This is a genomic window from Labilibaculum sp. K2S (assembly GCF_030372765.1).
GTDB lineage: Bacteria > Bacteroidota > Bacteroidia > Bacteroidales > Marinifilaceae > Labilibaculum.
In genome coordinates, this window is record NZ_JAUCMW010000002.1 from 74,076 (window position 1) to 97,770 (window position 23,695).

At 35.3% G+C, this 23,695-nt stretch carries 24 protein-coding genes; 12 read left to right on the forward strand and 12 right to left on the reverse strand.

Going from position 1 to position 23,695, the window contains the following annotated elements; genetic code table 11:
* Window positions 1-6 precede the first annotated feature (6 nt).
* On the reverse strand, window positions 7-3,168 hold the full coding sequence (locus tag QUH73_RS03240; RefSeq protein WP_289529045.1) for a SusC/RagA family TonB-linked outer membrane protein: 3,162 nt from the start codon (window positions 3,166-3,168) through the stop codon (window positions 7-9).
* 444 nt (window positions 3,169-3,612) lie between these two features.
* Here QUH73_RS03240 and QUH73_RS03245 point away from each other — a divergent pair, with 444 nt between their 5' ends.
* Entirely contained in the window at window positions 3,613-4,149 is a 537-nt protein-coding gene (locus QUH73_RS03245; protein WP_289529046.1) for a gamma carbonic anhydrase family protein, read from the forward strand.
* Window positions 4,150-4,225: 76 nt separating this feature from the next.
* On the opposite strand, the gene murI is transcribed toward QUH73_RS03245, so the two are convergent.
* From murI to QUH73_RS03285, 8 genes are all read right to left on the reverse strand, one after another.
* Window positions 4,226-5,053 carry a glutamate racemase gene (murI, locus tag QUH73_RS03250; protein WP_289529047.1) on the reverse strand — a complete coding sequence of 276 codons (828 nt, stop codon included), beginning with the start codon at window positions 5,051-5,053 and terminating at the stop codon, window positions 4,226-4,228.
* A 64-nt stretch (window positions 5,054-5,117) separates the two neighbouring features.
* Window positions 5,118-5,633: an OmpH family outer membrane protein gene (locus QUH73_RS03255; protein ID WP_289529048.1), complete on the reverse strand. Its 516-nt coding sequence runs from the start codon at window positions 5,631-5,633 to the stop codon at window positions 5,118-5,120.
* A 30-nt stretch (window positions 5,634-5,663) separates the two neighbouring features.
* Window positions 5,664-6,185: an OmpH family outer membrane protein gene (locus tag QUH73_RS03260; RefSeq protein WP_289529049.1), complete on the reverse strand. Its 522-nt coding sequence runs from the start codon at window positions 6,183-6,185 to the stop codon at window positions 5,664-5,666.
* A 75-nt stretch (window positions 6,186-6,260) separates the two neighbouring features.
* Window positions 6,261-8,795, reverse strand: a complete 2,535-nt coding sequence (gene bamA, locus QUH73_RS03265; protein WP_289529050.1) for an outer membrane protein assembly factor BamA — start codon at window positions 8,793-8,795, stop codon at window positions 6,261-6,263.
* A gap of 24 nt (window positions 8,796-8,819) precedes the next feature.
* Window positions 8,820-9,566: an isoprenyl transferase gene (locus tag QUH73_RS03270; protein WP_289529051.1), complete on the reverse strand. Its 747-nt coding sequence runs from the start codon at window positions 9,564-9,566 to the stop codon at window positions 8,820-8,822.
* 3 nt (window positions 9,567-9,569) lie between these two features.
* Window positions 9,570-10,235, reverse strand: coding sequence for a type IX secretion system protein PorG (gene porG, locus QUH73_RS03275; RefSeq protein ID WP_289529052.1), 666 nt, complete (start codon window positions 10,233-10,235; stop codon window positions 9,570-9,572).
* Window positions 10,236-10,446: 211 nt separating this feature from the next.
* A complete protein-coding gene (locus tag QUH73_RS03280; protein WP_289529053.1) occupies window positions 10,447-11,331 on the reverse strand; it encodes an NAD kinase in 885 nt (294 codons plus the stop codon).
* A gap of 212 nt (window positions 11,332-11,543) precedes the next feature.
* A complete protein-coding gene (locus QUH73_RS03285) occupies window positions 11,544-12,209 on the reverse strand; it encodes a CBS domain-containing protein (RefSeq protein WP_289529054.1) in 666 nt (221 codons plus the stop codon).
* 111 nt (window positions 12,210-12,320) lie between these two features.
* On the opposite strand from QUH73_RS03285, the gene QUH73_RS03290 reads away from it, so the two are divergent.
* On the forward strand, window positions 12,321-13,034 hold the full coding sequence (locus QUH73_RS03290) for a pyridoxine 5'-phosphate synthase (protein WP_289529055.1): 714 nt from the start codon (window positions 12,321-12,323) through the stop codon (window positions 13,032-13,034).
* Window positions 13,035-13,174: 140 nt separating this feature from the next.
* On the forward strand, window positions 13,175-13,984 hold the full coding sequence (locus QUH73_RS03295) for an alpha/beta fold hydrolase (RefSeq protein WP_289529056.1): 810 nt from the start codon (window positions 13,175-13,177) through the stop codon (window positions 13,982-13,984).
* A gap of 414 nt (window positions 13,985-14,398) precedes the next feature.
* Here the strand turns inward: QUH73_RS03295 and QUH73_RS03300 are convergent, their stop codons facing one another.
* The 3 genes from QUH73_RS03300 to udk all read right to left on the reverse strand — a co-directional run bounded on the left by QUH73_RS03300 (window position 14,399) and on the right by udk (window position 17,064).
* Window positions 14,399-15,514 carry a hypothetical protein gene (locus QUH73_RS03300; protein WP_289529057.1) on the reverse strand — a complete coding sequence of 372 codons (1,116 nt, stop codon included), beginning with the start codon at window positions 15,512-15,514 and terminating at the stop codon, window positions 14,399-14,401.
* A gap of 106 nt (window positions 15,515-15,620) precedes the next feature.
* Window positions 15,621-16,343, reverse strand: coding sequence for a 3'-5' exonuclease (locus tag QUH73_RS03305; RefSeq protein WP_289529058.1), 723 nt, complete (start codon window positions 16,341-16,343; stop codon window positions 15,621-15,623).
* A 103-nt stretch (window positions 16,344-16,446) separates the two neighbouring features.
* Complete coding sequence (gene udk / locus QUH73_RS03310; RefSeq protein WP_289529059.1) at window positions 16,447-17,064, reverse strand: uridine kinase; 618 nt, start codon at window positions 17,062-17,064, stop codon at window positions 16,447-16,449.
* 90 nt (window positions 17,065-17,154) lie between these two features.
* On the opposite strand from udk, the gene QUH73_RS03315 reads away from it, so the two are divergent.
* The 9 genes from QUH73_RS03315 to QUH73_RS03355 all read left to right on the forward strand — a co-directional run bounded on the left by QUH73_RS03315 (window position 17,155) and on the right by QUH73_RS03355 (window position 23,694).
* Window positions 17,155-17,457: a Dabb family protein gene (locus QUH73_RS03315; RefSeq protein WP_289529060.1), complete on the forward strand. Its 303-nt coding sequence runs from the start codon at window positions 17,155-17,157 to the stop codon at window positions 17,455-17,457.
* Window positions 17,458-17,505: 48 nt separating this feature from the next.
* Entirely contained in the window at window positions 17,506-18,483 is a 978-nt protein-coding gene (locus tag QUH73_RS03320) for a type I phosphomannose isomerase catalytic subunit (RefSeq protein ID WP_289529061.1), read from the forward strand.
* Window positions 18,484-18,631: 148 nt separating this feature from the next.
* Window positions 18,632-19,246, forward strand: coding sequence for a ribosome biogenesis GTP-binding protein YihA/YsxC (gene yihA / locus QUH73_RS03325; protein WP_289529062.1), 615 nt, complete (start codon window positions 18,632-18,634; stop codon window positions 19,244-19,246).
* Between the two features lie 174 nt (window positions 19,247-19,420).
* Window positions 19,421-20,353 (forward strand): ribose-phosphate pyrophosphokinase, encoded by a 933-nt coding sequence (locus tag QUH73_RS03330; RefSeq protein ID WP_289529063.1) that lies wholly within the window; start codon window positions 19,421-19,423, stop codon window positions 20,351-20,353.
* Between the two features lie 118 nt (window positions 20,354-20,471).
* Window positions 20,472-21,044 (forward strand): 50S ribosomal protein L25/general stress protein Ctc, encoded by a 573-nt coding sequence (locus QUH73_RS03335; protein ID WP_289529064.1) that lies wholly within the window; start codon window positions 20,472-20,474, stop codon window positions 21,042-21,044.
* 163 nt (window positions 21,045-21,207) lie between these two features.
* Complete coding sequence (pth, locus tag QUH73_RS03340; RefSeq protein ID WP_289529065.1) at window positions 21,208-21,849, forward strand: aminoacyl-tRNA hydrolase; 642 nt, start codon at window positions 21,208-21,210, stop codon at window positions 21,847-21,849.
* Between the two features lie 12 nt (window positions 21,850-21,861).
* Complete coding sequence (locus QUH73_RS03345) at window positions 21,862-22,239, forward strand: RNA-binding S4 domain-containing protein (RefSeq protein ID WP_289529066.1); 378 nt, start codon at window positions 21,862-21,864, stop codon at window positions 22,237-22,239.
* Between the two features lie 28 nt (window positions 22,240-22,267).
* Entirely contained in the window at window positions 22,268-22,807 is a 540-nt protein-coding gene (locus tag QUH73_RS03350) for a DUF4924 family protein (RefSeq protein WP_289529067.1), read from the forward strand.
* A gap of 20 nt (window positions 22,808-22,827) precedes the next feature.
* Window positions 22,828-23,694, forward strand: a complete 867-nt coding sequence (locus QUH73_RS03355) for a DMT family transporter (RefSeq protein ID WP_289529068.1) — start codon at window positions 22,828-22,830, stop codon at window positions 23,692-23,694.
* Window position 23,695 lies beyond the last annotated feature (1 nt).

The window sequence follows — 23,695 nt, forward strand, 5'->3', positions numbered from 1 at the left end:
ATACTCTTAAAACTTAAGATTCAAACTAAAAATAAAGGTACGAACAGAAGGGGCTCCTGAATATTCTCCAAAGCGTCCTCCAACATCGTTACCAAAAGTAGAGTTTTCCGGATCAACAAAAGAGTTAGACGAAGGTGTCCATAATAATAGGTTATTACCTACTAATGAAATTCGAGCTTCTTTAAATGGCGTTCTATTTAATAACGATTCTGAGAATCTATATGACAAAGATACATTTCTCAATTTAACAAATGAACGATCAATTAGATCTGAAGCACCACCATCCATACCTCCATCATCATAGAAACCATCCATTTCAGCTTTCGTAATTGGTTGAGTATTCTCCTCATAACCTGTTACATTTCCATCAGCATCTTTAAGCTCAATTACTGAATTCGGAATAACAAAAGGATTACGGTCATTTATAGTTGTCTCAACAGAATTACCAGTAAAATAAGTAATCGCCTTAGTTCTAGAATACATTAAACCACCTTGTCTGATATCAAGAGCGAATGAGAAATCGAAATTTTTATAAGAAAAATCATTTGTAACACCCGCAGTATAGTCATAGTCAGCACTTCCAATTACCTCAGGAGCAGAAGCAGCTAAAGGCAATCCTTTCGCATCTACAATCAATTGACCAGTAGTGGTCTTTTTCGTTGCAACAGCCTCAAAAACTCCCATGCTGTACCCTTTTTTAGCATACATGCTAACACCAGAAAATCCTTCAAGATAAACTTTATCTAATCCTTCGGCTAATTCAACAACCTTTGATTCATTTTTACTGTAAGTTACACCGATTTTCCACTCGAAATTTTTTGTCCTGATGGGTGAACCATAAACATACAACTCTACACCCTTATTCGTAACCTCTCCTAAGTTCATAGTCTGTTTTGTATAACCAGTTGCTGAAGATAGTTTTAAACTCAGAATTTGATCTTTTGTACTCTTATCATAATAAGCTGCATCGACACCTAAACGACTATTAAAAAATCTTAAATCAGCTCCAACCTCAAATTCAGTTGAAATCTCAGGTTTAAGTGCTTTATTTCCCAAAGTATTACTTACTTCAAATGCATTCTGATCATTAATAGGGAAAGTAACATTTCTAAAAGGATTATAAAGTTCCGATTGCTCAAATACCGAATTTAAGAGATAAGGATCAGCATCATTACCAGTTTGTCCGTAAGAGGCTCTAACTTTACCAAAATTAATGACACTGGTAAAGTTCTCTGGTAATAACTTTGAGAATAGGAATGCTACTGTAGCACCTGGGTAAAAGAAGGAATTATCTCCTTGAGGTAAAGTAGAAGACCAGTCGTTTCTAGCCATTAAGTTTAAGTACAACATATTATCATACGATAATTCTGCAGTACCAAAACCACCAAATAATCTTGTTTGCTCAGAATAATCAGAAACATCAGGAGTAGATGGGGAATTTTTAATATTATAGAATTCAGGCACATCTAATCCAGCCACACTAGCTCTAAGGTAAGTACGACCAGTTTCATTAAAATTAAACCCTACTGTTCCATTTAAATTAAATTTACCAAAGTCTTTATTGAAATTTGCTAAAAAATCCTGATTTATTTGATAAGTATAATTATGAGAACGGTAAACACTACCCGGGTCTGTACCACTTGTGCCTGCATTGTTAGAACCACTAGTAGGTTGAGTAATCGCATTCCAGTTTTTTCTTTGGTAAACATCAACATCACCACCAAAGCGATAAGTAAAGTTCAACCAATCATTCAATTCATAATCAAATTGAACTTTTCCGAAAACTTTATTCTTATTTAGCTCACTCCCAAATTCTCCAAGTACATAATATGGGTTTAACACACCATAAGGAGTATAATAATTGTCAATATTATTAAACTTAGAATTATAATCTTCCATATCAACTAATGAAAAGTCTCTAGGAATTTGTTGTAAAGTATTAGCAACTGTTAACCCTTGCCCTGAAGGAACAGCCTTTACTTTCTCCGTAGAGAAGTTCATTGAAGAGCTCACTTTGAATTTACCCATTTTACGACTTCCTTTCATAGTAAAAGTGTGTCTTTTGTATGAATCAGCATCTGTTGGATAAATTCCATCCTGATCAGCAAAAGAATAAGAAAAATAGTAACTCGTTTTATCATCAGCTCCAGAAAGTGATATGGAGTGTTGATGTCCCACACCTAAATCCCAAAAATCTTTATAATTATCTTTTTGAGTTTCATAAGCTTTAATTTGTCTCTCACCATTTACTATATTTCCAAAAACTCTTTGTTTACCATCGAATTTAGGTCCCCAAGAACCATTTTCGTCACTTCTCCATTCGCCATCCCATCCTTGACCAAATTCATTTTGATATGTAGGTGTTCTTAAAACAGAGGAAACACTAACGCTGCCATCATAGCTAATTGTCATCTTTCCAGACTTCCCAGCTTTTGTAGTAATAATAATTGCACCATTAGCAGCCTTAGATCCATATAATGCTGTCGCTGCAGCACCTTTTAGGATTGTCATACTTTCTACATTGTTAGGATTAATGGCATTAATACCATTACCGAAATCGAATCCACTATTTAATGCATCGGTGGATCCAACACTAGGATTACTCATTGGAACACCATCAACAACATACAATGGTTCATTACCGCCAGATACTGAAGAGTAACCACGAATCACAACAGAAGTTGAAGATCCAGGCTCCCCAGAAGTATTTGATATTTGTACACCAGCGACTTTACCTTGTAGCCCCTCTACAATATTATTCGTTCTAGCCTTCGTTAATTCTTCAGCCTTCACATTTGTTGCGGCGTACCCAAGACTTTTCTCGGATTTCTTGATCCCAACAGCAGTAACAATAACTTCATCGACACCAATGGATTCAGTCTCCATAACAACATTAATTGTAGAAGAGGTAATTTCACGTTCCTGCATAGTCATTCCAACAAAAGAAAAGACCAAAACCTTTCCATCAGCTGGAACATTTAAGGAGTAGTTACCATCGAAATCTGTAGTAGTACCAATGGTTGTACCTTTAACAATTACGGAAACTCCCGGGATAGACAGCCCATCATCGGCTGAAGTAACCACCCCTGAAACTTCTCGACTTTGAGCTAAAACGCTCTGTAATCCTATCACGAATAGGATTAACATCGAAAACAAACTTTTTTTCATAAACCTTTAGTTAGTGGTTAATTAACATTAATACACATTTATATATAAATTCATTCATCCCATAACAATTAGATGAAAGCAATAAAATGCACCATTTAGAATTGTTCAAAGAAGAAATTTTAGTTTAATCACTAAAAATAACTTCCCAAATTGCAGATTTCAAAATACCCCTATTTATATCTGCGTCATCAAAAGTGTGAAAAAAACTTAAATTTTCAAACCTTTTTTATCGTAAACCTTTTAAATCTAAGCTGAAATAGACTTTAAAACTAACAAATTACCAATATGCAACACATTTTACTTTCAAATTAACGCTGTGTTATTGTTCTCATTTTCAGTTTCATTAACGTTAACGTTTGCGTAACTTTTTTTATAACATATTTATAAAAGATATCTCGAATATTTTTTTAATTATCTTTGTATTTATAATCAAACTAAATAAGAATGGCATTTATTAGAGAATTAAATGGAAAAACTCCGGTATTTGGAGACAATTGCTTTTTAGCAGAAACCGCCGCTATAATTGGTGATGTTGAGATGGGTAATGATTGTAGTATCTGGTACAGTGCCGTTTTACGTGGTGATGTTCATTCTATTCGTCTTGGAAACAATGTAAATGTTCAGGATAATGCGACTATTCATGCAACCTATAAAAAATCACCAACCACAATTGGGAATAATGTATCTATTGCCCACAATGCAGTGGTGCATGGTTGTACAATTAAAGATAATGTTCTTATAGGCATGGCCGCTGTAGTTCTTGATAATGCTGTTATTGAAAGCAATGCGATTATTGCTGCTGGTTCCGTTGTAACAAAAGGAACTCATGTTGAATCAGGAAGTGTATATGCAGGATCTCCGGCAAAAAAAATAAAAGAACTTAGTCCGGAATTATTAGAAGGTGAAATCAACCGAATTGCAAATAGTTATGCAATGTATGCCAGCTGGTACAAAGAAGATGAAGAAACCATCAAAAAGTAATTCAGCTAAAAAAAACAGAGCCTTTCAATACAAAATTGAAAGGCTCTGTTTTTTTATACTATAACACCTGCTGTATTTAATAGCTAATATGCCGGGCCTTTAAAGTAAAATTAAGAAATCGACTGGCCTTTTCCTCAAAACTATCTACAAATTCTGTAGTAAAGAATTCACAATTTGAGTTTTTACTGCATCTCACATCCATTTCTGGATGCCTAAAAAGGTAATCTTTTAAACTTCGGGCAACGATCTCTCCCTGAGAAATCAACTGAATGTGATCAGGAAGCATTTTATTAATCTCCGATTGCATCAAAGGATAGTGAGTACACCCTAATATTATCGAATCGATAAGAGGGTCTTTAGCCAATAAACTATCAATATTCTTTTTGATGAAATACCTTCCACCATCCGTGTCAATCTCATTATTTTCAACCAAAGGAACCCACATTGGACAAGCCTCCTGGACTACAACAACATCCGGAAACAATTTAGCAATCTCCAATGTGTACGAATTAGAACGAATTGTGCCTACAGTTCCCATTACACCAATATGTTTGGACTTCGTAATTTTTGAAACCTCTTCAGCACTGGGGCGAATAACTCCAAGAACCCTTCTGTTGGAATTTATTTTTGGTAAATCATTTTGCTGAATGGTACGAAGCGCTTTGGCCGAAGCAGTATTGCATGCCAATATAACCAACTCACAGCCCATTGAAAAAAGTTGTTCAACCGCCTCGAGCGTATAATCATATACAACATCATATGAGCGGGTACCATACGGACTTCTGGCATTATCTCCTAAATAAATAAAATCATATTCAGGTAAACTCTTAAGCAGTTCATTTAATACGGTTAAACCTCCATATCCTGAATCGAAAACACCAATGGGCTGACTATTTTTTATCATTCTGGTAAAAATAAGAAAAGGTGGTATTAAAAATACCACCTTTTTACAATATCCTGAAAAATATTTACAGTATTCCTAATTTTGTTTTTACCAACGGCATAATATCAACACTGTTATTTGAGTTGAACAAGATTACACCAGTACTAATATCAAAAACATAAATGAATCCATTCTCAGCACCAACAGCCTTTATTGCAGCTGAAGCTTTATCGAAAATTGGCTTTAATAATTCATTTTGCTTTTTTTGAAGTTCTTGCTGAGCAAATCCATCAAATGTTTGCATACGATTTTGCAAATCCTGAATTTCCTTTTCTTTATTGGCTCTTACAGCCTCCGAAAGAGTTTCTCTTTTCTCTACATAAGCGTTTACCAAGGTTTGATACTCTTCTCTCATTGCTTTAATTTGAGCATCATACTCCGCTGCCGCAGCTTGAATTTGTTTTTGTGCCTGCTCTTTTTCAGGCATAATCGACAGTAATTTATTCGAGTCGATATGGCCAAATTTTAAGGTTTGCGCAAATGTACTTGAACCTGCAGATAGGATAATGGCTAATAAAGTTACTTTAAAAAAATGTCTCATAATATCACTCAGTTAGTTTTTATTTTAATTTTAATTAGTTCTAATACCTAACTTATACAGTACCTTATCACTTAAATCAAACTTTTGATTACTGTATATAATTGTTGGTCCATTAGCACGATCAATAATCATACCATAAGTTCCGTCTTTTGCAATTTCTTTTATTGCTTCATAAATATCATCCTGAATTGGCTTTATTAATTCCTGACGCTTTTTATAAAGATCTCCATTTATTCCAAAATACTTTTGCTGCAATTTTTGAGCTGAAATTTCCTTGTCAAAAATCTCTTTTTCTCTTTTCTCTCTCATCTCTGAGGATAAGAACACTTCATCAGCTCTAAACTTCGCTTGCAATTCTTTTATTTCAGAAGCTATTTTCTCAATTTCTATTTGCCAATTGCTCGAAATCTGGTCAAGTTGTTCCTGAGCATTCTTATAATCCGGCATTTTATCCAGAATATATTCTGTATCAACGAATCCGTAACGTTGCTGAGAATACAAATTCCCTATCAATACACATACACATCCAATTATTAATACTAAACGCTTCATTCGATTCTTATTTATAATTAAAATCTAAAATAACTTAAATTATAATAGCTCCAAAGACCAGTTACATGAAATAAGTTAAAATTGTTGACCAATTACAAAATGGAATTGACCACCGTTTTGTCCAGCCTGATTCGCTTCATCAAAACCATATCCATAATCAATTCCTAATAATCCAAACATAGGAAGGAATATTCGAAGTCCAACACCCGCAGAACGCTTCAAATTGAATGGTTGAAATTGCTCAAAATCATAATAGGCATTACCTGCTTCAGCAAATGCCAATGCATAAATGGTTGCTGACTGGCTTAAAGATAATGGATAACGAACTTCTGCAGTAAATTTAGAATAAATATTAGCTCCCAAACGTCTGCCATTTGCACTTACGGGTGTTAATGATCCATTTTCGTACCCTCTTAGTCCAATATTGTCACTTCCGTACATGCTATATCCCGACATACCATCACCTCCTACTTCAAATCCTTCGAAAGGTGATCTTTTATCTTTATTAAAATACCCCAAGTATCCAAACTCAGTTCCTGTATACAAAACCAGTTTATCAGTACTATTTAATAAGGATGTATACATTTTTCCTTTAAATACCCATTTGTGATATTCAATCCATTTATATCTCTTTTGATTATCTCTATCACTAGTCGTCAATCGGGAATAATTTATATTATCGAATAAAGAATATGGAGGCGTAATCTTCATACTTAAAGAAAAAGAAGACCCTCTTCTGGTATATAACGGATTATCGATAGAACTTCTTGAAAGTGTAGTTGTAAAACTGAAATTATTTGATGTTCCATTGGATATCAGATAGTACTGCCAGTCCTTCAATCTGTAATTCTGGTAACTAACCTCATTGTATAAAGCGAAATAGTTATCCGGCCACTTTAAACGACGAGACAATCCAACACTAGCCCCAAAAACCTTCTGACTTTGATCTGAATTACCATTCGTTCCGGCACCATAACTATAATTTCTGCTATAAGAGCGACTATATCCGGTTTGCTGAGAATAATAAATTGAAGTGCTTAATGCAGTCGGTTTTTTACCACCCAACCAAGGCTCAGTAAATGACATGCTATAAGAATTGTAGTATGAACCATTCGTTTGAGCACGAATGCTCAAAGTTTGTCCGTCTCCTGTTGGCAATGGGCTCCAAGCTTCTTTGTTAAACATATTTCGGATTGAAAAATTTGAGAATTTCAAACCAACGGTACCAATAATCATTCCAGCACCCCATCCTCCGGAAAGTTCTATCTGGTCATTCGCTTTTTCCTCTAACTTATAATTAATATCCACGGTTCCACTTTCAGGATGAGGTTTCACATCCGGACTAATAGTTTCCGGATCAAAATGACCTAGCTGAGCCAATTCCCGTACACTTCGAATAATATCCGACTTGCTAAACAATTCTCCAGGATATGTATACAACTCCCTACGGGCAACATGCTCATGAGTTTTTGTATTTCCAATAATATTTACTCTATCTATGGTTGCCTGTTTCCCTTCAACGATTCTCATTTCAAGATTAATAGAATCCTTACCAATAACTGTTTCTACCGGATTTACATTAAAGAACAGATATCCTTTGTCAAGATACTGATTACTAACAGCATCATCATCACTGCTCAATCTCTTGTCGAGTAAAGTTTGATTGTAAACATCTCCCTTTTTAATTCCTAAAACTCTTTGCAACCAATAACCGGTGTACACTGTATTACCGACCCAATCTATATTATTGAAAAAATACTGATTCCCTTCTTTCACTTTCACATGAATATTCACTCTATCCTCAGATACCTGTTCAATGCTATCCGATAAAACAAGCGCATCCCGATAACCTTTTTCGTTGTACTTCTCAATTAAAGTCAATTTATCCTCATTCCATTTTTCTTCAATATACTTCGAAGATTTTAAGAAATTTCTTAATGTTTTCTCTTTTGAATCCTTAATTGCTTTTTTCACCTTTTTATCGGTAAAAGCTGTATTTCCCTCTACAAAAATATGCTTAATCTTAATTTTATTGTTTCGATCAATATTAATATCAAGTATCACACTATTTTCCTCTGCTGAATCGTCCCTTTGAATAACCGAGACAATCGTATTGTAAAAACCCTTTTCTTTAAAGTATCCTTCAACTATGGTTTTTGTGTTTGCAACAAGATAATCGGTAACCTGAGTTCCTTTCATCAGCTTTAATTTCTCTTTCAGTTTTGTTGTCTCACTTTTTGATGTTCCATTATAATTTACCAAAGACAATCGAGGACGTTCCTGAAGCTGAATATTAAGGTAGATCTTATTCCCTATTTCTTTGGTTGCTGTAATTTGAATATCCGAAAAAAGACCTTGTTTATACAATTTATTAATTGCATTTGTCACTTTCTCACCAGGAACTTCAATGGTAGTACCAACACGAAGACCTGAAATTTGAACCAAAACATTATTTTCCAAATGTTTTACTCCAGTTACTGTAACGCCACCCAATTCATAACTCTTTGGAGAAGAATAATGAGCTACCGGATTATAAATTGTATCGGTTTCCTGTGCTAATGCACTAAAACTTAAAAATAGAGTAAAAATGAAAGTTAATCTTTTAATCATTACTTGAATTATAATGGTTAATGCTTATTTATCTTTAATTTGTTCACTAATCTTACCGAATCGACGCTCTCTGTTCTGATAATCAAGAAGTGCTTTATAAAGTTCTTCTTTATTAAAATCAGGCCAGAACAATTCAGTAAAATATAATTCAGAATAAGCTATTTGCCACAAAAGAAAATTGCTGATTCTGTTTTCTCCACTCGTTCTTATCAAAAGTTCCGGATCAGGAATACCTTTTGTTGTAAGTTGATTAGAGAACAAGTCCGAATTAATTTCATCCAGAGATATCTCTCCGTTTTGAACCTGACTTGCAATATTTTTAACTGCATTCACAATTTCCCATCTAGAGCTATAACTTAAGGCTAACACCAAAGTCAAACCTGAATTACCAGATGTATTGGAAATTGTTCCCTGTAATTTCTCCCTTACCTCAATTGGCAAACTTGCCAGATCGCCAATTGCCTTCAGACGAACGTTGTTCTTCATTAAAGTAGGAGTCTCATTTTCTATTGCTTCGACCAGCAAGGACATTAATCCTAAAACCTCATCCTGAGGTCGATTCCAATTCTCGGTAGAAAATGCATACAAGGTTAAATAAGAAATTCCAAGCTCACCGGCAGCTTCAACAGTTTGCCTTACCGCCTCAACGCCGTTCTGATGACCAACAATACGATGTTCTCCCCGCATTTTTGCCCATCGCCCATTCCCATCCATAATAATGGCAAGATGAGTAGGTAACTTTTCCTTTACTATTTTATCTTTAAATGACATATCTTATTTTACAAAGCGATCGTATGAATGGCATTCTTCATTATCGGGGAACAATTTATAACTTATTATTACTCCAAAAAAAGATGCCCAATCGTTATTGTGTACTAAACTACTCTTATTAAGATCATTTGGGTCATCAAGATGATCCAGATCATCGGTAAAACTTTTCCTAAAACTCCACTCTAAAGCTGCTGTCCATCGACCCGCTAAGTTCGTTTTCACGCCAACGCCCATTGGAATTGTGAATGACGAGCTGGTGCTGCTTGGAGCAATGTATCCAATCCCTCCGGTAACATAGGGAACCAGAGTCTGGCTTTTCGTTTTTTTAGGTGACCAAAAAGACTGAAAATTAAATTCTACCTGTAGGGATAGATCAACTAAATCTGTTTTGAATGACGCACCTCTTGCCTGTTGATATGAATTATTAAAATCCCTATCCTCTGCTTTTAAACCTGAAAACAACATGCCAGCCCTTAAGGCATAACGTGAATTAAAATTATACCGGTAAATTCCTCCCAAGGCAACTGAATTTGAATAAAACTGCTTTTGAGGATTAATATCGCCCATATAATAGGAAACTCCTCCAAAGAAGCCTAACTCTGCTTTAGTCTGCGAAAAAGCTGAATTTCCAATCGCAAAAAACAGTATTCCCAATATCAGTTTATACATGAAATCAAGTTTGTGTTTTCCTTCCTGTAAACAAAGAAAAATTGTTGCTTAAGCTCCTAAAACCGTTGGTTTGAAGAGGGTGTATTCCATCTCAATTTATTCACAAGCTACAAAAGTAACATATAATCTTAAAAAACCTTATCAATGAAAAAAAATAACGCCAACCCGTCGTTAAATTTTGTTAAAATGAAAAACAGAATAAAATTGATCTCTAATTACGTTTATCAACACCCCACATCAGCTTGTTTCTCAAGGTTCCGTAAAAGCTATGTGTTTTTAGTTTTAAGACCTTAATCTGAAAATCGGCTCTCCTTATTTTTAGTTCAATTGATGATTCAAAAATACATGAGCGAGAATCAAGCGAAGCCAAATAACTATCACTTCGACCTTCAACCCGAAGTGTTATTTCATGATGATTGGGCACAACAATCGGTCGAACGGTAAGGTTGTGCGGAGAAATAGGTGATATGATAAAATTTTGTGTGTTAGGAATTAATATTGGTCCGCCAACACTTAACGAATATGCGGTAGATCCGGTTGGTGTCGCTATAATTAAACCATCGGCCCAATAAGAATTTAAATACTCATTATTCAGATAGGTATGAATAGTGATCATTGAAGCCGAATCTGTTTTATGAACGGTAAATTCGTTTAAAGCATAATTAAATTCTTCAAACAAGCCATTCCTGGATGTTTCCAATCGTAGTAAGTTCCGTTCCTCAAAACTGTATTCTCCGGCCATAATATCGGCCAAAGCCTGAGGTATTTCATCCTGAGCAATATCGGCCATAAAACCTAGTCGGCCACTATTTATACCAACCAATGGAATTCCCGAATCGCGCACGAATGTCACCGCATCCAAAAAAGTACCATCACCCCCTATACTAAAGAAAAAATCTACTTCCTTATCCAAATCCTCATTACTATGGAAATAAGATTGAACAGGAGGCTTAAAATTAATTTCTCTGATTAAAAAATCATAAAAAGGCTCATAAATTATTACCTCGATATTGTGTTTATTGAAAACATCAAACATCATGGTAAAGCTATCGGTAAAGCTATCGTTAAATGACCTGCCAAAAAGTGCAACTTTCATACTTCACAAATTTGTGTTTTGTTTATTTGCTCAAGTAACAGAATCTTGAAAATTCTAAAACCTTTTTTTTAATTTTCACACCCTTAACATGGAATACGGTCAGCATTAAAAACACAAGCATCCACATTGAGTAATGTTTAGCACAAATATAGAGTAATCTGATTAGTGGCAAGAATTCTATGCAGAAAAAAGAAGTCTGAAATTTAAGCTTTTTAGATATTTAAAAACCTCATGAATGAATTGTATCGATCCTCCATCATATCTTTCATGTCATCTTCATGAACATAGGTAGTTTTTATGGTGTAATCGTAGCGCAAAAAAGTTTGTATTATTGAAGTAATATTGGTTCGGTTTATTTTAATTGTTAATTCAATTTTTCTTGAATCCGTAGATGATGTTACATACAGACTGAGAATTTTTGCATCGTTACTCTCTACGATTCTTGATATTTCGCTTAAAGAATAATCAACAGAATTAAGTTCTAACACAACGATACCTCCAGGTTCGCGAACAGAAAAAATTCTTTCAATGTATTGCATCAAATCATTTAAAGTTATAAGGCCTACATAGGTTTTCTCACCTTTCAAAACTGGTATCACAGTCAATTTAAGCCTTGAAATTATCTCTATTACTTCGTAGATATGATGATTTTCGTTTACATAGGGACTAAATAATGACAATTTTTGATCACCGATAGGTTCTTCCGCCTCGTTTAGGTCGTAGATATCATTATCTGAAATTAAGCCAAGAAACTCATCACCCTTTACTATTGGCAAATGAGAAACTCTGAAAATCTCCATCCAGTTAAGAGCCTGAATCCCCGTATCGGTTTCCCGCAATACCGGAACTACATCAGAAATTAAATCTTTTGCTATCATACATACCTGTTTTCTAGGAATTACTTTTAATTTTGTCTTAAGGAGAACCTAATTACAAAGTAAGTTTGTACTTAGTTTTCGCCTCTTATTCTACCTATAAAGTTTTATAAAATGACCAGACTTAGTGTAAATATAAACAAAATTGCGACAATTAGAAATGCCCGTGGAGGGAATACTCCTAATGTTTGCAAGGTAGCTTTAGATTGTGAAAGATTTGGAGCTGAAGGCATTACAGTACATCCTCGTCCTGACGAAAGACACATTCGTTATCAGGATGTTAGGGATTTAGAATCTTTAGTTACAACCGAATTTAATATTGAAGGGTATCCAACCCGTGATTTTATCGATTTGGTTGTAAAAGCGAAACCTGCGCAGGTTACTCTTGTTCCTGATCCTCCGGAGGCATTAACTTCTAATGCTGGATGGGATACGGTTAAAAACCGTGATGTTTTAATCGAAATAATTAAAGAATTTAAAGCTGCAGGCATCAGAACCTCTATTTTTGTTGATACAGATCTTGCTAATATCGAAGGTGCTGTTGCTACCGGAACAGATCGAATTGAACTATACACAGAACCGTATGCAACAGATTACCCGAAGAATAAAGAAGAAGCCATTCGTCCTTTTGTAATTGCAGCAAAAAAGGCTCACGAATTAGGTTTGGAAATTAATGCGGGACACGATTTAAGCTTGGAAAATCTTAAATATTTTAACGACAACATTCCGAATTTAACAGAGGTGTCAATTGGGCATGCCCTTATTTCTGATTCATTGTACTATGGTTTGGAAAACACTATTCAGATGTATCTTAGGTGTTTAAAATAAGTCGAAACTCATTACATATTTGCAAAAGGATGCTCCTAAGGCATCCTTTTCTATTTCCGAATCTTCTTAAAAATCTCAATTTAGCCAATCACTTTATTGATTTGGTTCTTATCTTTATTTCCGAAATAAATCTCAGGTAAATGAAACTCAATTACAAAAAACTTGGCGAAGGTCGTCCTTTACTAATTCTTCATGGTCTTTACGGCGCATCGGATAATTGGCTGACTATTGCCAAAGAGCTATCGAATAACTTCACGGTTTACATTATAGATCAAAGAAACCACGGAGACTCTCCTCATGCCAATTCACATACTTATCAGGATTTAAAAGAAGATCTTCTGGAATTTATGAACGATCACAAAATTGAAAAGGCCATTTTACTTGGGCATTCGATGGGCGGAAAAACCGTTATGCTTTTTGCAACCGATTATCCGGAAAGAGTAAGCAGTCTGCTTGTTGTGGATATTGCTCCCAAAAACTACAGCAGGATTTCCGATTACGCCCCACAAACAATCGATCACTCCTGTATCGTTAAAGCCATGCTTAATTTGGATTTATCGCTTTACAAAAACAGAACCGAAATTGATGCAAAATTAACAGAAAGTATAACCAGTAAACGGGTTAGACAGTTTCTTCTTAAAAATTTGAAAAGAGACGAGAATAAACAGTTTATCTGGAAACTAAACATTAAAACCATTAACGATTACTTACCTCAAATAATGGACGGTATTGATGGTGATCGTTTTGCCGAAGGCAAAGGAGTCACAGCATTTCCGGTTCTATTTATCCGAGGCGAAAAATCGAATTACATTACCGACAACGACCATAATTTAATACGAACGGTATTTCCGAAAGCAGAAATTACCACCATACCCAATGCCGGACATTGGGTGCATGCCGAACAGCCAAAACTACTGGTTAAAACTGTTGAATATTTTGCGTTGGATTAAAATGTACTATTTCAGGAGAAGACACTCCCGTTCGTAAATTGACCATCTTTGTGCGCCAATTGAGGTCTTCCGTTTGGCATGGATGGGCTTCCGTGCGCGTTGGAACCCTTTCCGTTCGGCAGTTTTGTGCTTCCGTGCGCAGGTTGAGATACTCCGTTCGGAGTGAATACCCTTCCGTTCGCGAACGGAACAAGTGAAAGTACGAACGGAACACTCGCCTTCACGTACGGAGAATTATTTTCAGGGAACGGAAAGAATCCGGAAGCGAAACAAATTGTAGGGACATGCTACATTTGTTTAGGGACAGGCAGAGCAAGCAAAACTATTGATTATAACAGTGGAGTATTTTGTTTTGGATTAAATAAAAAACCCGAAACAAATTCGTCTCGGGTTTCAAATTCAATTATTTTCATACTACCACTGACCACCTTTTAAAACAAAGCGTGTCATAGCTTGTATGTTTTCTTCCTTGTTTGAACTATTATCTGCATGAATGCCGTCTTCGTATTTAAAACCGATAATCTTCACAAAATAGTCTTCACCTACTGTTAATTCTGACAACAAATCCAATTCATTAGCAGTAGAAGAGCTAATTACAATTTCTTTTTCCTCTCCTGCTACAGCAGATTGTCTTGCACTTCTGAATTTAGGAGCATTTTCATTCGCATTCTTATCCAAAATCTCAACATAGTAGTAAATATCATCCTCATCTATTGCTTTCCAATTTACAGTAACTTGTAAACTACCACTTGCATGTGATGCTGTAATATCAAAATTACTTAACGCTTTAATATCTGAAGCGTAAAGTTGTTCCTCCAATTTATACTGTTCTTTATTAGCTAATTTGATATAAAACTTGATCGTTTGAGATCCCGCAAAATCATTAACATACTTAAACCGATCATTAGCTGATAACTGAAATGCCTTCTCCCCTTTAAAATCGGTAAATTCTTCTAACTGATAAGAACTTGAAGCGTCAGGCAAAACAGTTACATTTGAAAGACTATTACCACGAACAATATATTCCAAACGGTAAGCTGACTCATAAGCATTATTCACCAAACGCAGCTCATTCACAACATAAGCATCTGCTTTCACATCATTTATTCCATCTATATTTGTATAAAACTCTCTGGTTCCTGTCGAACTATTAAGCTTCAAATAGGAACTGGTTGATTTATCCTGAATAAACCATTCTTGCCTATTATCCGCAGAAATAGATTCATCTTTAATCACCAACTGATTATCTATTAAACTCCATTCTCCAACAACTTCATCTCTCCGACCGCTAAATTCTTGTTTTTTAAGCACTCCTCCACCTTCAAAACGATACACGATCAAAGCATCATTACGATTATAATCAGATGATAAAAAAGGATTTGCATACCAATACTTGTTGGTTAGGTCGGAAGATTTAAACTCGAAAACGTCCTCTTCTCCACCTCCACTACTGCTTCCACAGGAGGTTAAAAACATGCTTCCAGCAATCAATATTGCAAAGGACAATTTATTATAAAATGAAGTATTCATCAATTTACTATCTTTTAGTTTTTAAAATATTTTTGAATCAAATTAGGATTTACATCCTGATATACAAACACGAAAAAAGCGAAACTATTGTACAATAGCAAGACTTTTATAACAATACCCGCTCAAAATTGGTTTCCGGAATTAAATCCTCCCCCTGATAACGCAAAAACACCTGTGCTGTGGCCAGAATATCTTTCTCACAATATACAGCAATGCGTTCCAAATCATTATCCTGCCAATATACTTTACCCACCATCGATCCGTCAATATCATCTTTTGGTGTAGGGATACCGAAAATCTCACAAAGCAAAGCCAAAGAAGTGTAATGCTTATAATCGCCGAATTTCCAGAGTTCCATGGTATCTAAAAATTGTACTTCCCAAGGTTTTTTACCCGCAATATCTAGAACTCCAGGCAATACAACTCCATTAATCAACATTCTTCGGGCGATATACGGAAAATCAAATTCTTTTCCGTTATGTGCACACAAATTTCTATTTGGCTTGCTGGAAAAGCGATCGAGCATCAAAGCAAATTCCTCTAATAATTGCTTTTCATCATCGCCATAATACGATTTCGCAACAAACCTTTTCTCTCCATTTTTTTTAGTAACCAAACCCGTTGAAATGCAAACAATTTTACCAAATTCGGCATAAATTCCCGCTCTTCCATATACATCGGACGGCGATTCTTCCTCTTTTCGAAAATAATCAGATTTTTTCTCCCACAGCTCCTGCAACTTAGGCGATAATTCCTCAAAAACTGCATTTCCAGAAACTGTTTCGATATCTACAAAAAGTAAATTTTCGACTTTAATTTGATTCAGCATAGCACAAGACTTATCATAAATAAAATGAAAAGTTATAAAAAAAGGAGACAGTAACAAAGTCTCCATTTTAATTTTATATTATCCGGCAACAAAAATATACTGCTTACTGATGCTCAATCAGGTTTTTCTGAATAAAATGGGTTAATATATCGATGGCAACAATATTATTACCACCCTGAGGAACAATAATATCAGCATAACGCTTGCTTGGCTCTATAAATTGAAGATGCATTGGTTTAACCGTTTTATCGTATCGATCCAATACCTTTTCAACCGACCTGCCCCGCTCTACAATATCTCTCTTAATAACTCGATTTAAACGATCATCAGCATCACAATCTACAAACACCTTTAAATCCATTAAATCTCTAAGAACCGGATCTGTTAAAATCAAAAGTCCTTCTACAATAACTACTCCTTTGGGCTCTACTCTAATTGTTTCATCCGAACGAAGACAAGTAAGATAAGAGTAAATTGGCTGTTCTATCGATTGCCCACTCTTTAATTTCTTAACATGATCAATCAACAATTCAAATTCTATTGACCTTGGATGATCAAAATTTATTTCCTGACGTTCTTCTAATGTAAGCTCTTCATTAGACCTGTAATATGAATCTTGCGGTAAAACAGCAACGTCCCCTTGATTTAATCTTTCAATGATTTTTCTAACCACTGTAGTTTTGCCTGAGCCTGTGCCTCCCGCAATTCCAATAATCAACATGTTGTATGATATTTAGATGTTTGATTCAAAAATGCTAATTTTGCATTAACTTCGGCTGGAAAGTTACTAATAATTTAAAAAAGAATTAAAATGATCAAGCACATTGCCATGTTTAAATTTAAAGCTTTCGAATCGGCTGAAGAAAAAGAGAGTTACTTTAACAGATTAAAAAAAGCATTTGACGGATTGGATGAAAGAATTCCTGAAATCAAATTTCTACAAATTGGTTTTGACCAACTTCGTTCCGATGCTTCATTTGATTTTATTGTAAATGTTGATATTGAAAACATAGACGCCTTACCTTTATACGCTAACCATCCTGAACATTTAAAAGCAGCATCGGTTGTAAAAGAAATGGCAGCAGAACGTAAAGTAATTGACTACGAATTTTAAGAATAGCCAAAAGCCAAAATAGCAATCAAATTAATAAATTGTACAAAAATGAGTTTGTATCCATTGAAATTCACACCCATCCTTAAAGATAAAATTTGGGGTGGAAACAAATTGAAGACAGTATTGAATAAAGATTTTTCTCCTCTACCTAATGCTGGTGAGAGTTGGGAAATATCTGGTGTAGAGGGAGATATTTCGGTTGTTAGCAATGGCTTTTTAGCAGGAAATAATCTGGAAGAACTCATTGAAATTTATATGGGAGACCTTGTAGGCGACCATGTTTATGAGAATTTTGGGGTTGAATTTCCTTTACTGATAAAATTTATCGATGCCAATGATGTCCTTTCTATTCAAGTACATCCTGATGATGAACTTTCTAAAGAAAGACACAATGCATATGGTAAAACAGAAATGTGGTATGTTATTGAAGCCGACAAAGGATCTGAACTGATCGTTGGGTTTAATCAGGATATCAGCAAAGAAAAATATTTAGCGAAGTTGGAAGAGGGCAAGTTGGAAGAGATTTTAAACAACGCACCAGTAAAGGAAGGAAGTTGTTTTTATATTCCTGCAGGCCGTGTTCATGCAATTGGAAAAGGAATTCTGTTGGCTGAAATTCAACAAACATCTGATGTTACTTACCGAATGTACGATTTTAACCGAACTGATGATGCCGGAAATCCAAGAGAGCTGCATACAGAACTTGCTGTTGATGCGATCGACTATAGTTTTGAGAAAAAATATGAAACCAGCTACCAAACTGAAATTAATAAAACAGCTGAACTTGTTCGTTGTCCTTATTTCACCACCAACATTCTGGAATTTGACAAACCACAGGAAAAAGACTACATCGAATTAGATTCATTTGTAATTTATATGTGTTTAGAAGGTGATATGATTATTACCTACGGTGAAGATTCTTTAACTGTTGCAAAGGGAGAAAGCGTTTTGATTCCTGCAATTATTAACAATTTGACTCTTACTCCGAAATCAAAAACAAAAATTCTTGAAGTCTATATAAAATAGACTTGATAAATTATACGATCCTCTTTTTATACAATTAAAAAGAGGATTTTTTTATTCCCATAGAATTTTAGATGATCAGTCAATAAAGTTGAAGCATTTTTCGGAAAAGATAAGAATCTGTATAACTTTGCAACGTAAAAAACACTCCATGAATATTACTAGTGCTAAATTTGTGATGTCCAACTCGGATATTAAAAAATGTCCGACCGATAATAAGGCAGAATATGCTTTTATCGGACGTTCGAATGTTGGAAAGTCATCACTTATTAACATGCTAACCAATCACAAAGGTTTGGCGAAAATTTCTACCAAGCCTGGTAAGACACAATTGGTTAATCATTTCTTAATTAATGATGAATGGTATCTGGTAGATTTACCGGGATATGGTTTTGCGAAAGTTGCAAAGAATACCAAACAACGGTTTTCAAAATTAATTTTCAGTTTTATTGAAAGCCGTCCCAATCTTATCAATTTATTTGTACTCGTAGATTGCAGGCACGCACCTCAAGCCAAAGATGTTGATTTTATGGAATGGTTAGGTGTAAACGGAATCCCTTTCTCTATTATATTCACGAAGGCTGATAAACTTGGCAAGCAAAAATTATCTGAAAACATTAAAGCCTACGAAACTGAATTATTGAATACATGGGAAGAAATGCCCCCTTACTTCATTAGTTCGGCATCAAGTGGATTAGGGAAAGACGAAATATTAAATTCTATTGATGAAACCAACAAAACGGTTTTGCTTCAAAAACGAAAGTAACAATAAGGGAAGATCTCGTAAAGACATCTTCTTTTTTATTTAAACAAAATAAATTATCCTTTAAAATGGATAAAATAAATTGCGGCAACTTGACTAAAATCAGTTTTTTGGCGCAATAATTCATAAATTTGCACAGTACAATAGTTATCTGATTTATAAACAAATAATATTTTAATGAAAGCCCCGATTAAAATCTTTTCTGGTTCGAACAGTGAGTATTTAGCAGGTGAAATTGCAAAAGCAGCAGGATTGCAATTAGGAAAATCAAGCATTACAAGATTTAGTGATGGTGAATTTGAAGTCTGTTACGAAGAAACAGTAAGAGGTGCTCAAGTATTCATTATCCAATCAACTTATCCCCCAGCTGATAATTTGATGGAGCTATTGCTAATGATTGATGCAGCCAAAAGAGCATCTGCTTACAAAGTTATTGCAGTAATCCCTTATTTTGGATTTGCCCGTCAGGACCGAAAAGATCGTCCCAGAGTTGCGATTGGAGCCAAATTGGTTGCCAATTTACTAATGGCAGCTGGTGTTGACCGTGTAATGACAATGGATCTTCACGCCGACCAAATTCAAGGATTTTTTGACATTCCTGTTGATCACTTGTATGGTTCCTCTGTACTTCTTCCTTACATCGAAAAATTAAAATTGGATAACCTGGTTGTTGCTTCTCCGGATATGGGTGGTAGTAAAAGAGCGAATACTTACGCAAAATATTTAAATGCAGGTTTGGCCATTTGCCACAAATCACGCGAAAAAGCGAATGTTGTTGGTGAAATGACTGCAATTGGTGACGTTGATGGCAGACATGTTGTAATTGTTGATGACATGATTGATACGGCAGGCACAATTACGAAAGCCGCCAACATGTTAAAAGAGAAAGGTGCTCTTAGTGTACGTGCTATTGCAACACATGCTGTTCTATCTGGTCCAGCTTATGAAAGAATTGAAGAATCGGCCTTGGAAGAAGTTGTTTTCACTGATTCTATTCCTTTAAAAAGCGAATGTTCAAAAATTAAAGAATTGACAATTGCTGACATTTTCGCAAAAACAATTCTTAATGTTTACAATTGCGAATCAATCAGTTCCAATTTCATATTATAATTTATATCTTTGCGCAGATTTTTTCGGTAAAACATTTTATAAACGTGTAATGGGAAGTGAACGGAACTTTTTTACCAAGTGATGACGTTTATTTTGAGTAGCACATAATTTCAAGGAAATGAAAGTTTTTGAATTAAAAGGTTCTTTAAGAACAGATTTAGGAAAAAAAGCAAACAAAGCTCTTCGTAAAGAAGAAATGGTACCATGCGAAGTATACGGTGGTGGTGAAAACATTCACTTTGCTATTAACGAAAAAGTATTGGGTAAATTACTTTTTACGCCAGACGTTTACGTTATCAATGCAGATATTGACGGAAAAAAATTCTCTTGTGTATTAAGAGATGTTCAGTATCACCCGGTTAATGACAAAGCTTTACATGCTGATTTCTATCAGGTATTTGAAGACAAAGCATTCGAAGTAGAATTACCAATTCGAGTTGAAGGATTCGCAATCGGTGTTCAGTCTGGTGGTAAATTAGCAGTTATCTCAAGAAAACTTAAGGTGAAAGGTTTAATGGCTGATCTTCCAGAAAATCTTCTTGTTAAAGTTAGCCACCTTGGACTTGGAAAAAGTATTCAGGTTGGAGAACTTACCTATGATAACTTAGAACTTCTTAATTCTAAGAAATCGGTAGTTGTTCAAGTTAAGCTTACAAGAGCTGCTCGTGCTGCTGCAATGGCTGCAAAATAGATTTCAACACTATTTTGCTCAGCACAATGAAGCAAATAAATATAACCTCCCATTTATTGAAGAATGGGAGGTTTTTTAATATCCCTCGTTCCTAAAATGAAGGATAGAATGAATACAAAGTTTTCATGGAAAATGCCATGAATATTCTAACTTTGGATTCGTTATGATACAATTTCTAAAAAAACTATTTGGGCAGACTAAACATCCGCTGCAAGAAAATAATATTGAGATGAAATATCTGATTGTAGGCCTTGGCAACATTGGTGCTGAATATGCAAACACAAGACACAATATCGGATTTCGTATTTTGGATGCTCTGGCCGAGACAGCTAAAATAGAATTCAAAGAAGCCAGATATGGAGCTGTTGCTGAATACAAATTTAAAGGCCGGATCTTTGTGCTTGTAAAACCAAACACTTACATGAATTTAAGTGGGAAATCGGTTAATTACTGGCTTCAGAAAGAAAAAATACCCGTTGAAAACATGATGGTTTTGGTTGATGACCTTGCCTTGCCGTTTGAAACTTTACGATTACGACCGAAAGGAAGTGATGCCGGTCATAACGGATTAAAACACATCAACGAGATATTGGGACACCAAAACTACAACCGCCTGCGTTTTGGAATTGGTTCCGATTTTAGCAAAGGACAGCAAGTTGACTATGTTTTAGGTGAATGGTCGCCTGAAGAACTGGAGAAACTACCTGAGCTCTTTAAAATCTGTATCAACATGATAAAAGGAATGAGTACCATTGGTATCCAGAGAACCATGACAGCATACAATACAAAAAAATCAGGCAGTTAAAAATAAAAAGCCATGGATGATAAGGTTAGAGTAGACAAATGGCTATGGGCCGTACGTATTTTCAAAACCAGAAGTATGGCGGCCGAAGCTTGTAAAAAAGGAAAAGTAACCATTGGTGGTGTACACGTAAAACCATCACGCGAAGTAAGGTTAAACGAACAAATTGATGTGCGTGTTCCTCCTATTATCCGCAGTTACTTGGTTACAGCTATATCCGGCAAACGGATGGGCGCAAAATTGGCCGTTGACTTTGTAAAAGACATAACTGCTCAAGATCAATTGGATTTATTGGAAGCAACCAATACCCGAGGATTTGAATCACGAGACAGAGGTGTTGGAAGACCAACAAAACTAGATCGCAGATTAATTGATAAGCTAAAGCAGGAATAAACACATCAGGAACCGACAAGAAAAAAATATGATAATAGCACAGGATAAAAAGAAAACGAATTTAGCAGAATACATCCTTTACATGTGGCAAGTTGAGGATATCATCAGAGCTTATCAATTCAATATTGATAAAATTAACGAAAACATCATCAAACAATTCGATCAGCCGGAAACTACTCAAAACGAAATTAGAGAATGGTACGAAAACCTGATTGAAATGATGAAGATTGAAAAGGTGGAAGAAATGGGACATCTTCAAATTCTTAAGAACAATGTAAACGAACTTTACGATTTCCATGTTTATCTGCTAACAAAAGGCAAGGATTCAGCCTACAACAGCCATTATCAGCAGGCTCTTGGTAATATAAACGAATTCCGCGAAAAATCGAAAGCGACCCAGGAAAACAATGATATTGAGGTATGCCTTACTGCTTTGTATGGTATTTTAATGCTTAAACTTCAAGGAAAAGAAATCTCGAAAGACACCCTCTCGGCGATTACTACTTTCAGCCAAATGATTTCTGAATTAACTGCGAAATATAAGGCTTTCGAAGAAGAAAACGAATAATTACACAACACCCCAAGATAATGATACTGCCCCAAAAATATAACAATTGGATATTACTGATTTTAGTTTCTTTTATTTGGGGAAGTCCATATATTTTGAGGGAGATTGCTTTGGAAAGTTTCAGTCACAATCAGGTGGCTGCTTTTCAGGTATTTTTCTCATTCCTACTCTTTATCCCTCTGATTATTAAAAATATCAGAAAACTTTCGAAAGAAAACATGCTTCCGTTACTACTTTCCGGAATCACAGGGAATATTGGCCCGGCCTATTTTTTTGCCAAAGCACAAACCCAAATCAACTCTTCGGTGGCAGGCATGCTTAATGCCATGTTACCAATGGTTACATTGCTGATTGCCATCCTTTTCTTTAAGGCCAGTACGAATAAAAAAGTAATGGGAGGAATTCTATTGGGTTTTGCTGGAACCCTTGTTATTAGTTTTTCAGGAGATTCTTTTGGGGCATCTTATTTTTGGGGAGTATTTTATGTGTTTATGGCCATTCTATCAATAGCCATCAGCATAAATATTGTTAGTTTTTCATTGCCAAAACTTAGCGGAACCGAAATTGCCTCTTTAGCATTTCTATTTGTCGGTCCAATGGCAGGGTGCTTTCTGGCTTTCACCGATTTAAGTGCACCTTTGGCATCTGAAAGCTTATCGAAAAGTGCATTAATGCTTGGTTTACTCGCTGTCTTAACTTTCGCAGGAGTAATTCTATACAATCAACTCATCAAAAAATCATCGCACGTTTTTGCGGCATCCATCGCCTACATTATTCCCATTGTAGCCATATTTTGGGGACTTGTAATTGGCGGTGATCATATTTCCATTGCTCAAACTGCATCCATATTTATTATCTTAGTTGGAGTTCATCTAACTCATCGATAAA

Excerpts from the sequence above, each read along its gene's own strand:
- QUH73_RS03330 (WP_289529063.1), top strand. The coding sequence starts at position 19,421 with ATGAAAGCCCCGATTAAAATCTTTTCTGGTTCGAACAGTGAGTATTTA.
- QUH73_RS03335 (WP_289529064.1), top strand. The coding sequence starts at position 20,472 with ATGAAAGTTTTTGAATTAAAAGGTTCTTTAAGAACAGATTTAGGAAAA.
- QUH73_RS03350 (WP_289529067.1), top strand. The coding sequence starts at position 22,268 with ATGATAATAGCACAGGATAAAAAGAAAACGAATTTAGCAGAATACATC.
- porG (WP_289529052.1), bottom strand. The coding sequence starts at position 10,235 with ATGTATAAACTGATATTGGGAATACTGTTTTTTGCGATTGGAAATTCA.
- QUH73_RS03255 (WP_289529048.1), bottom strand. The coding sequence starts at position 5,633 with ATGAGACATTTTTTTAAAGTAACTTTATTAGCCATTATCCTATCTGCA.
- pth (WP_289529065.1), top strand. The coding sequence starts at position 21,208 with ATGATACAATTTCTAAAAAAACTATTTGGGCAGACTAAACATCCGCTG.
- QUH73_RS03270 (WP_289529051.1), bottom strand. The coding sequence starts at position 9,566 with ATGTCATTTAAAGATAAAATAGTAAAGGAAAAGTTACCTACTCATCTT.
- QUH73_RS03345 (WP_289529066.1), top strand. The coding sequence starts at position 21,862 with ATGGATGATAAGGTTAGAGTAGACAAATGGCTATGGGCCGTACGTATT.
- yihA (WP_289529062.1), top strand. The coding sequence starts at position 18,632 with ATGAATATTACTAGTGCTAAATTTGTGATGTCCAACTCGGATATTAAA.
- QUH73_RS03240 (WP_289529045.1), bottom strand. The coding sequence starts at position 3,168 with ATGAAAAAAAGTTTGTTTTCGATGTTAATCCTATTCGTGATAGGATTA.
- QUH73_RS03290 (WP_289529055.1), top strand. The coding sequence starts at position 12,321 with ATGACCAGACTTAGTGTAAATATAAACAAAATTGCGACAATTAGAAAT.
- QUH73_RS03295 (WP_289529056.1), top strand. The coding sequence starts at position 13,175 with ATGAAACTCAATTACAAAAAACTTGGCGAAGGTCGTCCTTTACTAATT.
- bamA (WP_289529050.1), bottom strand. The coding sequence starts at position 8,795 with ATGATTAAAAGATTAACTTTCATTTTTACTCTATTTTTAAGTTTTAGT.
- QUH73_RS03315 (WP_289529060.1), top strand. The coding sequence starts at position 17,155 with ATGATCAAGCACATTGCCATGTTTAAATTTAAAGCTTTCGAATCGGCT.
- QUH73_RS03245 (WP_289529046.1), top strand. The coding sequence starts at position 3,613 with ATGGCATTTATTAGAGAATTAAATGGAAAAACTCCGGTATTTGGAGAC.
- QUH73_RS03320 (WP_289529061.1), top strand. The coding sequence starts at position 17,506 with ATGAGTTTGTATCCATTGAAATTCACACCCATCCTTAAAGATAAAATT.
- QUH73_RS03285 (WP_289529054.1), bottom strand. The coding sequence starts at position 12,209 with ATGATAGCAAAAGATTTAATTTCTGATGTAGTTCCGGTATTGCGGGAA.
- QUH73_RS03260 (WP_289529049.1), bottom strand. The coding sequence starts at position 6,185 with ATGAAGCGTTTAGTATTAATAATTGGATGTGTATGTGTATTGATAGGG.
- QUH73_RS03300 (WP_289529057.1), bottom strand. The coding sequence starts at position 15,514 with ATGAATACTTCATTTTATAATAAATTGTCCTTTGCAATATTGATTGCT.
- murI (WP_289529047.1), bottom strand. The coding sequence starts at position 5,053 with ATGATAAAAAATAGTCAGCCCATTGGTGTTTTCGATTCAGGATATGGA.
- QUH73_RS03280 (WP_289529053.1), bottom strand. The coding sequence starts at position 11,331 with ATGAAAGTTGCACTTTTTGGCAGGTCATTTAACGATAGCTTTACCGAT.
- udk (WP_289529059.1), bottom strand. The coding sequence starts at position 17,064 with ATGTTGATTATTGGAATTGCGGGAGGCACAGGCTCAGGCAAAACTACA.
- QUH73_RS03355 (WP_289529068.1), top strand. The coding sequence starts at position 22,828 with ATGATACTGCCCCAAAAATATAACAATTGGATATTACTGATTTTAGTT.
- QUH73_RS03305 (WP_289529058.1), bottom strand. The coding sequence starts at position 16,343 with ATGCTGAATCAAATTAAAGTCGAAAATTTACTTTTTGTAGATATCGAA.